This is a genomic window from Streptomyces sp. SudanB25_2051, assembly GCF_964272635.1.
Classification (GTDB): domain Bacteria; phylum Actinomycetota; class Actinomycetes; order Streptomycetales; family Streptomycetaceae; genus Streptomyces.
On sequence record NZ_OZ186787.1, the window covers coordinates 3,237,422 to 3,250,101 of the forward strand.

At 70.2% G+C, this 12,680-nt stretch carries 9 protein-coding genes; 6 read left to right on the forward strand and 3 right to left on the reverse strand.

What is annotated here, in order from left to right; genetic code table 11:
* Window positions 1-105: 105 nt before the first annotated feature.
* The 3 genes from ACSUPT_RS14490 to ACSUPT_RS14500 all read left to right on the forward strand — a co-directional run bounded on the left by ACSUPT_RS14490 (window position 106) and on the right by ACSUPT_RS14500 (window position 2,765).
* A complete protein-coding gene (locus tag ACSUPT_RS14490) occupies window positions 106-420 on the forward strand; it encodes a hypothetical protein (RefSeq protein ID WP_436944561.1) in 315 nt (104 codons plus the stop codon).
* A 108-nt stretch (window positions 421-528) separates the two neighbouring features.
* The gene (locus tag ACSUPT_RS14495) at window positions 529-1,647 is read left to right on the forward strand and encodes a lipid II:glycine glycyltransferase FemX (RefSeq protein ID WP_351966162.1); all 1,119 of its coding nucleotides are present in this window, start codon (window positions 529-531) and stop codon (window positions 1,645-1,647) included.
* Window positions 1,648-1,733: 86 nt separating this feature from the next.
* Window positions 1,734-2,765 (forward strand): alanine racemase, encoded by a 1,032-nt coding sequence (locus ACSUPT_RS14500; RefSeq protein WP_351966163.1) that lies wholly within the window; start codon window positions 1,734-1,736, stop codon window positions 2,763-2,765.
* An 82-nt stretch (window positions 2,766-2,847) separates the two neighbouring features.
* Here ACSUPT_RS14500 and ACSUPT_RS14505 read toward each other — a convergent pair whose 3' ends face one another.
* Entirely contained in the window at window positions 2,848-4,344 is a 1,497-nt protein-coding gene (locus ACSUPT_RS14505) for a glycosyltransferase family 87 protein (protein ID WP_436944562.1), read from the reverse strand.
* A 359-nt stretch (window positions 4,345-4,703) separates the two neighbouring features.
* Window positions 4,704-7,472: a transglycosylase domain-containing protein gene (locus tag ACSUPT_RS14510; protein WP_436944564.1), complete on the reverse strand. Its 2,769-nt coding sequence runs from the start codon at window positions 7,470-7,472 to the stop codon at window positions 4,704-4,706.
* Window positions 7,473-7,830: 358 nt separating this feature from the next.
* Here ACSUPT_RS14510 and ACSUPT_RS14515 point away from each other — a divergent pair, with 358 nt between their 5' ends.
* From ACSUPT_RS14515 to ACSUPT_RS14525, 3 genes are all read left to right on the forward strand, one after another.
* Window positions 7,831-8,523, forward strand: a complete 693-nt coding sequence (locus ACSUPT_RS14515) for a PadR family transcriptional regulator (RefSeq protein ID WP_361654238.1) — start codon at window positions 7,831-7,833, stop codon at window positions 8,521-8,523.
* A 50-nt stretch (window positions 8,524-8,573) separates the two neighbouring features.
* Window positions 8,574-9,656 carry an inositol-3-phosphate synthase gene (locus ACSUPT_RS14520; protein WP_351966167.1) on the forward strand — a complete coding sequence of 361 codons (1,083 nt, stop codon included), beginning with the start codon at window positions 8,574-8,576 and terminating at the stop codon, window positions 9,654-9,656.
* A 111-nt stretch (window positions 9,657-9,767) separates the two neighbouring features.
* A complete protein-coding gene (locus ACSUPT_RS14525) occupies window positions 9,768-11,024 on the forward strand; it encodes an MFS transporter (protein WP_436944566.1) in 1,257 nt (418 codons plus the stop codon).
* A gap of 88 nt (window positions 11,025-11,112) precedes the next feature.
* Here the strand turns inward: ACSUPT_RS14525 and ACSUPT_RS14530 are convergent, their stop codons facing one another.
* Complete coding sequence (locus ACSUPT_RS14530; RefSeq protein WP_436944567.1) at window positions 11,113-12,558, reverse strand: CCA tRNA nucleotidyltransferase; 1,446 nt, start codon at window positions 12,556-12,558, stop codon at window positions 11,113-11,115.
* Window positions 12,559-12,680 lie beyond the last annotated feature (122 nt).

The following is a 12,680-nucleotide window of genomic DNA, read 5'->3' on the forward strand; positions in this document are numbered from 1 at the left end:
CGGCGGCTTCCGGTTGAAATCCGGTGGTCAGCGGACGCAATCTGTACACATCGGGTCCGGGCGGCGCCGCAGTGCGCCGCCCTCCGGCAAGCCAGGAGGTGCCTCATGGCCCAGGCATTCCAGCGTCATCCCTCCTCTTCCCTCTTCGCCACGGACGGCAAGCCGCATCCGCTCCAGGACACCCTGATGGCCGTGACCCTGGGCCTCGGTGTGCTCGCCTTCGTCACGGCGCAGTTCCACAGCCTCCACCTGGTCGCCTCGTGGGCGGGGCTCATCGGCATACTCACGGGCGCCTACGGCCAGTACATCTCCGTGACCACCCGGGAGAGGACCTTCCTGATCATCGGGCTCGGCGCCGCGGCGGTCGGTTTCTTCCTCGGGATGGCCCGCGGTGGCCTGTTCGGCGGAGTGATCGGCTAGCCCCGCGGTACCAGGCCCGGCCGGGGCGCTCCGCGTGCCAGTAGGCTTCGGCGCGAGAGCTGGAACCCCTGTACCGATGGGGGACACACCTGCCGAGGAGCGCCCCGCATGAGCCTGACCCTGAGGACCATCAGCCGAGAACAGCATCTGGCCTACATCCAGAGCCTCCCGGCGGCGAGTCACTGCCAGGTTCCGGCGTGGGCCGACGTCAAGACCGAGTGGCGCTCGGAGAACCTGGGCTGGTTCGACCGGAACGACCAGCTCGTGGGCGTGGGCCTAGTGCTGTACCGGCAGCTGCCGAAGATCAAGCGGTACCTCGCCTACCTGCCCGAGGGCCCGGTGATCAACTGGTACGCGCCGAACCTGGACGACTGGCTGCAGCCGATGCTCCAGCACCTGAAGAACCAGGGCGCGTTCTCGGTCAAGATGGGCCCCCCGGTCGTGATCCGCCGCTGGGACGCCCCCGCGATCAAGTCCGGCATCCAGGACCCCGAGGTCAAGCGCCTGCGCGACATCGAGGCGACGCACATCGAGCCGCGCGCCTTCGAGGTGTCCGACCGGCTGCGCAAGATGGGCTGGCAGCAGGGCGAGGACGGCGGCGCCGGCTTCGGCGACGTGCAGCCCCGCTACGTCTTCCAGGTCCCGCTGGCCAACCGCTCCCTGGACGACGTCCTCAAGGGCTTCAACCAGCTGTGGCGGCGGAACATCAAGAAGGCCGAGAAGGCCGGTGTCGAGGTCGTCCAGGGCGGCTACGACGACCTGCCGGAGTGGCAGCGGCTGTACGAGATCACGGCTGTCCGCGACCGCTTCCGGCCGCGTCCGCTGTCGTACTTCCAGCGCATGTGGACCGTCCTCAACAACGAGGACCCCAACCGGATGCGCCTCTACTTCGCGCGCCACAACGGCGTGAACCTCTCCGCCGCGACGATGCTCGTGGTCGGCGGGCACGTCTGGTACTCGTACGGCGCGTCGGACAACATCGGCCGCGAGGTCCGCCCCTCGAACGCCATGCAGTGGCGCATGCTGCGCGACGCCTACGCCATGGGCGCGACCGTGTACGACCTGCGCGGCATCTCCGACTCGCTCGACGAGAGCGACCACCTCTTCGGTCTGATCCAGTTCAAGGTGGGCACGGGCGGCGAGGCCGTCGAGTACATCGGCGAGTGGGACTTCCCGCTCAACAAGCTGCTGCACAAGGCGCTGGACATCTACATGTCGCGCCGCTGAGCCGCGGCGGTTCCGTACGCTCGTACACCTCCCACCCCACTCACCCACCCCGACACCCACAGCCACAGAAAGGGTCCGGACCGGCCATGGCGCTCACCCTGTACGTCGACACCGCTCGTTGGCGGGCGCATCAGAAGTCCGTGATCGACCAGTTCCCCGGGATCATCCCGGTCTGCAAGGGCAATGGCTACGGTTTCGGCCACGAGCGCCTCGCGGAAGAGGTGAACCGCTTCGGCGCCGACATGCTCGCCGTCGGCACCACCTACGAGGCGGCCCGGATGAAGGACTGGTTCGGCGGAGACCTGCTGGTGCTGACGCCGTTCCGGCGGGGTGAGGAGCCGGTGCCGCTGCCGGACCGGGTCATCCGGTCCGTGTCGTCCGTCGACGGCGTGCACGCCCTGGTGGGCGCGCGCGTGGTCATCGAGTGCATGAGCTCGATGAAGCGGCACGGCATCGGGGAGCACGAGCTGGCGCAGCTGCACTCCGCGATCGAGGACGTGCGGCTGGAGGGCTTCGCCCTGCACCTGCCGCTGGACCGCACCGACGGCTCGGACGCCGTCGAGGAGGTCATCGGCTGGATGGACCGGCTGCGGGCCGCCCGGCTGCCGCTGCACACGATGTTCGTCAGCCACATGCGGGCGGAGGAGCTGGCGCGTCTCCAGCAGCAGTTCCCGCAGACCCGCTTCCGCGCGCGCATCGGTACGCGGCTGTGGCTGGGCGACCACGAGGCGACGCAGTACCGGGGCGCGGTCCTCGACGTCACCCGCGTCTCCAAGGGCGACCGCTTCGGCTACCGGCAGCAGCGGGCGGCGTCCGACGGCTGGCTGGTCGTCGTCGCGGGCGGCACCTCGCACGGGGTGGGCCTGGAGGCGCCGAAGGCCATGCACGGCGTGATGCCGCGCGCCAAGGGCGTGGCCCGCGCCGGCCTGGCCACGGTCAACCGGAACCTTTCTCCGTTCGTGTGGGCGGGCAAGCAGCGCTGGTTCGCCGAGCCGCCGCACATGCAGGTGTCCATCCTGTTCGTCCCCGCGGACGCGCAGGAGCCGCAGGTCGGCGACGAACTGGTCGCGCACCTGCGGCACACGACGACGCAGTACGACCGGCTCGTCGACCGCTAGAGCCGCTGTACGCCGAGGGGCCCCGCGCCGTCATGGCGCGGGGCCCCTCGGTGTCCGCCCTGCCGGGCGTCCGGATCTCCCGCTACCCGGCCGCGTCCGCGCGCTGTCCGGCCGCCGGTGCGTCCGCGGGCCCGTCCCACCGCTCCGCCCGCGCCGCCCGGCCCACCGTGAAGACGTCCTCGGCGCCGTCCAGTACGCCGCCTGAAGGGTCGTCCGAGCCGTCGAGCCGTACGGTGTCCCGCTCGGGCCGCAGGACGTCCCGGACGATCATGGCGCACAGGTACAGCGTGCCTGCGAGGTGCAGGGCGATCGCGAAGTGGTAGCCCTCCTGCGGCAGGCCGTGCTTGTGCTCGGTGGTGACGTACACCAGGTACATCCAGATGCCCAGGAAGTAGGCCACCTCGCAGGCCTGCCACACCAGGAAGCTCCGCCAGCGCGGCCGGGCCAGCGCGGCGAGCGGGATCAGCCACAGCACGTACTGCGGCGAGTAGACCTTGTTGGTGAGGATGAACGCCGCCACCACGAGGAACGCCAGCTGCGCGAAGCGCGGGCGGCGCGGGGCGGCGAGCGCCAGCGCGGCGATCCCGGCGCACGCCAGGAGCATCAGCGCGCTCGCGGTCGTGTTGACCGTCTCGATCCGCACGTCCAGGCCGAAGCGCTGCGTGAGGATCAGCCAGAAGGAGCCGAAGTCGACGCTGCGCTCCTGGCTGAAGACGTAGAACCGCTTCCAGCCCTCCGGGGCGAGCACCATGACGGGCAGGTTCACCACCAGCCACGCGCCCGCGGTGCCGAGCAGGGCGGCCGCGAACTCGCGCCACTTCCCGGTCCGCCAGCACAGCACCAGCAGCGGCCCGAGCAGCAGGAACGGATAGAGCTTCGCGGCCGTGGCGAGGCCCAGCAGCACCCCGAACGCCAGGGCGCGGCCCCGGCTCCACATCAGCATCGCCGCGGCGGTCAGGGCGATGGCCAACAGGTCCCAGTTGATGGTGGCGGTCAGCGCGAACGCCGGCGCGAGCGCGACGAGCAGGGCGTCCCACGGGCGCCGCCGGTGGGTCCGGGCGACGCACACGGCGATGACGGCCGTGCAGACGAGCAGCATGCCCGCGTTGACCATCCAGTACATCTGCTCCCGCTGCTGGAGGTCTCCGAAGCCCGGCGTCAGCCACGCCGCGACCTGCATGAACAGGCCGGTGAGCACGGGGTACTCCAGGTACTGCATGTCGCCGGCGATCCGGTCGAAGTACGGGGTGAGGCCCTCGGAGAAGCCGCGCGCGACGAACAGGTGCGGGATGTCCGAGTAGCAGGCGTGGGTGTACTGGGACGCGGCGCCGCGGAACCAGGCCCAGTTGTAGCAGGGCAGCTTCTGCACCATGCCGAGCGCGAACATGCCGAGCGCGACCAGTACGACGACCCGTACGGGCGTGAGCACGTCGGCGCCGAGCCGGGCGCGCCGGCCGACCGGGCCGCCGATCAGCTCGCTGCCCGCGGCGGCGACCTCGTCCTGGCGGGTGGGGCACACGACGGGCCGCCGGTCGTGGGGGACGCTCGTGTTCGCTGGCGTCTGCTGTGGGCTCGGCATGGGGGACATCCTGCCGTACGGGCCGGAGGGGCGGCGCGGACCGGCGGCGGCACGTGCCGGGAGGGCGGCCGCCCAGCGGCGGTCGTGCGTACCGGGACGGCGGCCGCCCAGCAGCGGTCGTGCGTGCCGGGACGGCGGCGCACACCGGCGGTCCTGCGGCCGGAACGGCGGCGCCCAGCCGCGGTGGCACGCGCTGGAACAAGGGCCGCCGCGCAGCGGTCCTGCGTCCGCGAAACGCGGCGAGGGCCGCCGCACCCGTGTACGCGCGCGTGGTGCGCGTACGGGGTGCGACGACCCTCGCATCCGGCCTCTACGGGAGCGCCGGCGGCTCCTTCGGGAACCGGGACGGGTAGGCGGCGCTAGCCGTCCGTGCCGCCCCACCAGCCGCCTGTGCCGCTGTCGCCTCCGCCACCGTTGTTCCCGCCGTTGCCGTTGCCGCCGGTCTCCGGTGACGGACTGGTCTCGCCGCCCGTCGTGGTACCGCCCTCGGTGAGACCGCCGTCGCCGCCGGTGGTCGTCCCTCCGGTGTCGGTGCCGTCCGTCGTGCCGCCGTCGGCCGTGCCGCCCGTGGCGGTCGCGCAGTCCCAGTCGAACGGGTCGCAGGACTTGTCCGGCTTGCCTGGCTTCTCCTCTTCCTTGGACTTGCTGGGCGAGGGCGACGGGGAGGTGGACGGCGAAGCGGAGGGCGACGGCTGCTCGCTCGGCGTCGGCTCCGGGCTCTTCGCGCCACCGCCGTACACGGGCTCGGCGTCCAGCTTCTCCGGCGCGGGGAACTGCTTGACCGGCTCGCCCTTGTGGGCCTCGGTCATGTACGCCTTCCAGATCTCGGACGGGAAGGACGAACCGTGGACCTTCTCACGGCCACCCGTGCCGAACATCTCCTCGAACTTGCGGTTCTTGTTCGCGGCGTTGTCGTCGAGGCGGTACATGTCGATCGCCGTCACGAGCTGCGGGGTGTACCCCACGAACCAGGCCGACTTGTTGCCGTCCGTGGTGCCGGTCTTGCCCGCGGCGGGGCGGCCGTCCAGGCGGGCCTTCTTACCGGTGCCCTTCTCCACGACGTCGACGAGCACGTCGGTGATGTTGCTGCTGACGGCGGTCGAGAACGCGCGCTCGGCCTTGTCCTCGTGCTTGTAGATGACGACGCCGTTCTTCTTCACCTCGGTGACGGAGAACGGGTCCCGCTGCTCGCCGTTGGACGCGAAGGTCCCGTAGGCGGCGGCCATGCGGATGGCGCTCGGGTCGGAGATGCCGATGGAGAACGACGGCACGTTGCCCTTGGCGAGGCTGCTCTCCAGGAGGCCCGCCTTGACGGCCGTCTGCCGGACCTGCTCGATGCCGATGTCCATGCCGAGCTGCACGAATGGCGAGTTGGCGGAGTGGATCATCGCCTCGCGAAGGTCGATGTCCGGGTAGTCCTTGTCGTCGTCGTTGACCTGCAGCCACTCCTTGCCGTTCTCGTCGTGCCAGATGCTGCGGTCGTACTTCCTGATCTTCAGCTTGTTCTTGCCGCTGTAGATGGCCGTGTCGGGGTCGATGATCGTGCGGCTCTCGGGTCCCTGATCAGGCCCCTTGTTCGGGTCCCTGACACCGTGCGTCATGCCCGCGGCGAGCACGAAGGGCTTGAACGTCGAACCGACCTGCGCACCCGTCTGGTCGGCGTTGTTCGTGAAGTGCTTCGTCGCGTCCTGACCGCCGTAGATGGCGACGATCGCACCGGTCGCCGGGTCGACGGACGCGCCGCCGAACTGGACATGGGTGTCGGTCTTGGGACGCTTCTCCGGGTCGATGTGCTTCTCGTAGACGTTCTTGATGGTCTTCTCGAGAGCCTCGACCCGCTCCTTGTCGAAGGTCGTCCTGATCTCGTAGCCGCCCTGGGACAAGTCCTCGGCGGTGATCCCCTGGTCGTTGTTGTTGATGAAGTAGGCCTTGGCGAGGTCGACCAGGTAGCCGATCTGCCCGCCCAGCTTCGCCTGCTTCTGCGGCGGATCGGGGTCCGGGAAGTCCTTGAGCCCGGCCCGCTTGGCGGCGTCGAGCTTCCCGTCCTTCACCATCTCGTCGAGGATCCAGTTCCAGCGCTTCGTCGCCCGTTCGAGATTCGCCTGGGCAGTCGCCTCGGGGTCGATCTCCGGAGCGCCGGCGGGGTCGTAGTACGTGGAGCCCTTGAGCAGGGAGGCGAGGAACGCGCACTCCTCCACCTTGAGGTCCTTGGCGTCCACGCCGTAGTACGTGCGCGCCGCCGCCTGGATGCCGTACGCGCCCCGCCCGAAGTACGAGGTGTTCAGGTAGCCGGCCATGATCTCCTTCTTGGACAACTCGGAGTTGACCTTGATGGAGATGAACAGCTCCTTGAACTTCCGGTCCAGGGTCTGCGACTGGTTGTTGAGCCGGTTGTTCTTGACGTACTGCTGGGTGATGGTCGAGCCGCCCTGGGTCTCACCGCCCGTCGCCATGTTGAACAGGGCGCGGCCGATGCCCATCGGGTCGATGCCGGAGTCCGTCCAGAAGGTCTTGTTCTCGGCGGAGACCACGGCGTCCTGCATGGCCTGGGGGATCTCGCTGTAGGCGATGATCTGCCGGTTGACCTCACCACCGGTCGCGGCCATCTGCGAGCCGTCGTCCCAGTAGTAGACGTTGTTCTGCGCCGTGGCGGCCTTGTCCGGGTCCGGCAGTCCCACCATGCCGTAGGCGAGCGTCGCACCGCCCAGCATCAGGGCGAGGAAGGAGAGGCAGAGCCCGCTCACGAGCTTCCAGGACGGCACCCAGCGGCGCCAGCCGTACTTGTCGTGCCGCGGGTAGTCGATCAGCCGCTTCTTGCCGGGCCGGCCACCGCCGGGACCGCGACCGCCGGGTCCCCGGCCGCCGCCACCGGTGCCTCGGCGGCCGCCGCCGTAGCCCCCGGCGCCACCCGCGCCCTCGGCGCCGCGCCGCCGGCTGCCGCGCTGGGCCGCCCGCCGCGCCTCGGCGCGACCGCCGTAGGGCCGCGCCTCGCCGTACGGGTCGGAAGGCGATCCTGTACTGACATCCCGCGCCGGGGCCGACCGGCGGCCAGGCTGCTGGGCAGCGCGCCGGGCCGCGGCGCGGCCGCCACCCTGCGGCTGCGGCGGTTTACGACGGTGCTCGCTCATCGAACGACTACTCCTCGGGCAGGCGATTCACGCCTGGAAGCGGCAGCTGAGTTCCGGTCCCCCCGAAATGGATCGGACGAGCCCTCCGGGCCCGCCCGCCATGCACCCACGACGATGACGTTCCCCCGTCGTCCCGTGGTTCCCGGTGGTATGCATGCCGCACAGACTACGCACGGCCAAAACCCCCCTTGCGCCGAAGTTCCGCCCAAACCAGGCAACTCGCCTACGGCTAATTGACGATGTGACGCCGTTCACGATCGCCCTACTTGTCGACACAGAGGCACCGCTCTATCGTCGTGATGTATCGAGCCGATACATCAGGGCGGCATAACGAGCGACATGGAGGAGGAGGCGGCTGATGAGCAGGCGCTCCGGCATCCTGGAGTTCGCCGTCCTCGGTCTGCTCCGAGAAGCCCCCATGCACGGCTACGAGCTGCGCAAGCGGCTCAACACCTCGCTGGGCATCTTCCGCGCCTTCAGCTACGGCACCCTCTACCCCTGCCTCAAGACGCTCGTCGCAAACGGCTGGCTGATCGAGGAGCCTGGCAGCGCCCCCGAGGACGCTCTCGCCGCCTCCCTCTCAGGACGACGCGCGAAGATCGTCTACCGGTTGACCGCCGAAGGTAAGGAGCACTTCGAGGAGCTTCTGTCCCACACGGGGCCGGACTCCTGGGAGGACGAGCACTTCGCCGCGCGTTTCGCCTTCTTCGGGCAGACGGAGCGTGAGGTGCGGATGCGGGTGCTGGAGGGCCGCCGCAGCCGGCTGGAGGAGCGGCTGGAGAAGATGCGCGCCTCACTCGCGCGCACCCGCGAGCGCCTGGACGACTACACGCTCGAACTCCAGCGGCACGGCATGGAGTCCGTGGAGCGCGAGGTGCGCTGGCTGAACGAGCTCATCGAGAGCGAGCGGGCGGGCCGGGACCAGCGGCGGTCCGGATCCGACGCGTCGGCGGACCGCGCGGAGCAGCACAAGACATCCGGAGAAACGGGCGGCCTGCCCCGGCGCGGGGGCAGTACCCGGCCGGACCCGTCCGACGACACCACCAAGTGAACCCCCGCGCACCGCAGGGGTTCGTCGAGAACAAACAGGGAGCAACCGGAATGGGTTCGGTTCGCGTAGCCATCGTCGGCGTGGGCAACTGCGCCGCCTCGCTGGTGCAGGGCGTCGAGTACTACAAGGACGCCGACCCGGCGGGCAAGGTGCCGGGGCTGATGCACGTCCAGTTCGGCGACTACCACGTGCGGGACGTCGAGTTCGTCGCCGCCTTCGACGTCGACGCGAAGAAGGTGGGTCTGGACCTCGCGGACGCCATCGGCGCCAGCGAGAACAACACCATCAAGATCTGCGACGTGCCGACCACCGGTGTGACGGTCCAGCGCGGCCACACCCTGGACGGTCTCGGCAAGTACTACCTCCAGACCATCGAGGAGTCCTCCGAGGAGCCCGTCGACGTCGTCCAGGTCCTCAAGGACAAGCAGGTGGACGTCCTCGTCTGCTACCTGCCGGTCGGTTCCGAGGAGGCGGCGAAGTTCTACGCGCAGTGCGCCATCGACGCCAAGGTCGCCTTCGTCAACGCCCTCCCGGTGTTCATCGCCGGCACCAAGGAGTGGGCGGACAAGTTCACCGAGGCCGGTGTGCCGATCGTCGGTGACGACATCAAGTCGCAGGTCGGCGCCACCATCACGCACCGCGTCATGGCGAAGCTGTTCGAGGACCGGGGCGTCGTCCTGGACCGCACGATGCAGCTGAACGTCGGCGGCAACATGGACTTCAAGAACATGCTCGAGCGTGAGCGCCTGGAGTCCAAGAAGATCTCCAAGACGCAGGCCGTCACCTCCCAGATCCCCGACCGGGACATGGGCGAGCGCAATGTCCACATCGGTCCGTCGGACTACGTGGCCTGGCTCGACGACCGCAAGTGGGCGTACGTCCGCCTCGAGGGCCGTGCCTTCGGTGACGTTCCGCTGAGCCTGGAGTACAAGCTCGAGGTGTGGGACTCCCCGAACTCGGCGGGTGTCATCATCGACGCCCTGCGCGCCGCGAAGATCGCCAAGGACCGCGGCATCGGCGGCCCGATCCTCTCCGCGTCCTCGTACTTCATGAAGTCCCCGCCGGTCCAGTACTTCGACGACGAGGCCCGCGAGAACGTCGAGAAGTTCATCAAGGGCGAGGTCGAGCGCTAGGACCCGTCCGGAGCGGGCGCCGATCCGCTCCGAACGGAGGCCCGTCCTCCAGGTGTCGAGGCCCCCGTGGCGCATGCCCGGGGGCCTCACCCGTGTGTGAGGCTTGCTGCCATGTCTGTCGTACGGGATCTGCGCGTACTCCTGCGCCTGACGCACTTCCGCCACCTGCTCGCCGTACGACTCCTCTCCCAGGGCGCCGACGGCGTCTACCAGGTCGCGCTGGCCGCGTACGTCGTCTTCTCACCGGAACGGCAGGCGTCCCCGGCCGCCATCGCCTCCGCCATGGCGGTGCTCCTGCTCCCGTACTCGCTCGTCGGCCCGTTCGCGGGCGTGCTCCTCGACCGCTGGAGGCGCCGTCAGGTCCTGCTGTACGGCAACCTCCTGCGGACCGTCCTCGCGGCGGGTACCGCGCTGCTGATGGTCGCCTCGGTGCCCGACTGGCTCTTCTACGCCTCCGCTCTCTCGGTGACCGCCGTCAACCGCTTCGTCCTGGCGGGCCTCTCGGCCGCCCTGCCCCGCGTGGTGGACGCCGACCGGCTGGTGGTCGCCAACTCCCTGTCCCCGACAGCCGGCACCCTCGCCGCGACGACCGGCGGCGGCCTGGCCTTCCTGGTACGCCTGGTGGCCGCCGACTCCGACGCCGCCGTCGTCCTGCTGGGCGCGGCGCTCTACCTCGCGTCGGCGCTCGCCTCGCTGCGCATGGGGCGCGAACTGCTCGGCCCCGACCCGGACGTCACCGTGCCGCGGCTCGGTGCGGCGCTCGCCTCGACCGCCCGGGGGCTCTGGAGCGGCCTGCGCCATCTGGCGCGACGGCGCCCCGCCGCCCGGGCGCTGGCCGCGATGACCCTGGCGCGCTTCTGCTACGGGGCCCTGACCGTGATGGTGCTGATGCTCAGCCGGTACGCCTGGACGGCGACCGAGTCCGAGGGGCTGGCCCTGCTGGGCCTCGCGGTGGCCGTGTCCGGTGCGGGGTTCTTCACCGCCGCCGTGGTCACCCCGTGGGCGGCCGCCCGGTTCGGCACCTTCGGCTGGATGGCCGGGTGCGCCGGGGCGGCGGCCGTGCTGGAGCCGGCCCTGGGTCTGCCGTTCGCCCCGCAGACCACGATGATCGCCGCGTTCGTCCTGGGCTTCACCACGCAGGCGACCAAGATCGCGACGGACACGGTGGTCCAGAAGTCCGTCGACGACACGTACCGGGGGCGGATCTTCTCCCTCTACGACATGCTCTTCAACGTCGCCTTCGTGGCCGCGGCCGGGGTGGCCGCGCTGATACTGCCCCCGGACGGCCGCTCCCCGCTGCTCATCTTCGTCGTCGCGGGGCTCTACGCGCTCTCGGCCGCGGCGCTCGCGCGCTGGCGGCGGGTATGACGGAGGGGCGGTGTTTCACGTGAAACACCGCCCCTCCATGACGGCTGGAGCGAGGTCATGTTTCACGTGAAACATGACGCCCGCCGGTTCAGTCCTGCTGCTCGGCCCACCACTCCTTGAGCGCGGCGACGGCCGCGTCATGCTCCATCGGGCCGTTCTCCAGCCGCAGCTCCAGCAGGAACTTGTACGCGCGGCCCACGGCGGGTCCCGGTCGGATGCCGAGGACCTCCTGGATCTGGTTGCCGTCCAGATCCGGGCGGATGGCGTCCAGCTCCTCCCGCTGCTGGAGCTGGGCGATGCGCTGCTCCAGCCCGTCGTACGCGCGGGACAGCGCGCTCGCCTTCCGCTTGTTGCGGGTGGTGCAGTCCGAGCGGGTCAGCTTGTGCAGCCGTGTCAGCAGTGGGCCGGCATCCCGGACGTAGCGCCGCACGGCGGAGTCGGTCCACTCCCCGGTGCCGTAGCCGTGGAACCGCAGATGCAGCTCCACCAGCCGCGAGACGTCCTTGACCATGTCGTTGGAGTACTTCAGCGCGGTCAGCCGCTTCTTGGTCATCTTCGCGCCGACCACCTCGTGGTGGTGGAAGGAGACCCGGCCGTCCGGCTCGAAGCGCCGGGTGCGCGGCTTGCCGATGTCGTGCAGGAGCGCGGCGAGCCGCAGCACGAGGTCGGGGCCGTCCTCCTCCAGGTCGATGGCCTGCTCCAGCACGGTCAGGGAGTGCTCGTACACGTCCTTGTGCCGGTGGTGCTCGTCGCTCTCCAGGCGCAGCGCGGGCAGCTCGGGCAGCACCCGGTCGGCGAGACCGGTGTCCACGAGCAGGCTGAGGCCCTTGCGGGGGTGCGCGGAGAGGATGAGCTTGTTCAGCTCGTCCCGGACCCGCTCGGCGGAGACGATGTCGAGCCGCTCGGCCATCTCCGTCATGGCGGCCACGACCTCGGGGGCCACCTCGAAGTCCAGCTGGGCGGCGAAGCGGGCGGCGCGCATCATCCGCAGCGGGTCGTCGGAGAAGGAGTCCTCCGGGGTGCCCGGCGTGCGCAGCACCCGGGCGGCGAGGTCGTCCAGGCCCCCGTGCGGGTCGATGAACTCCTTCTCCGGCAGCGCGACGGCCATGGCGTTGACGGTGAAGTCACGGCGTACGAGGTCTTCCTCGATGGAGTCGCCGTAGGAGACCTCCGGCTTGCGCGAGGTGCGGTCGTACGCCTCGGAGCGGTACGTCGTCACCTCGATCTGGTAGCCGCCCTTCTGGGCCCCCACCGTGCCGAACGCGATCCCGACCTCCCAGACCGCCTCGGCCCACGGGCGGACGATCTTCAGCACGTCCTCGGGACGGGCGTCGGTGGTGAAGTCGAGGTCGTTGCCGAGCCTCCCGAGCAGAGCGTCCCGTACGGACCCGCCGACCAGGGCGAGGCGGAAGCCGGCCTCCTGGAAACGGCGGGCGAGATCGTCGGCGACCGGTGACACGCGCAGCAGCTCGCTGACCGCGCGGCGCTGCACCTGGCTCAGGGCGTTGGGGTTGTCTTCGTTGGCGTTCGGCACAACAGAACAGGGTACGGGTCCCGGCCACGGGCGGCCTCCCCGATTTCCCCCCGCTCCGGCCGCTCCCGCCGGTGATCTCGTGGGCCACTCCGCAGCACTTCGGGGTGGCGCGTCTCGTTACC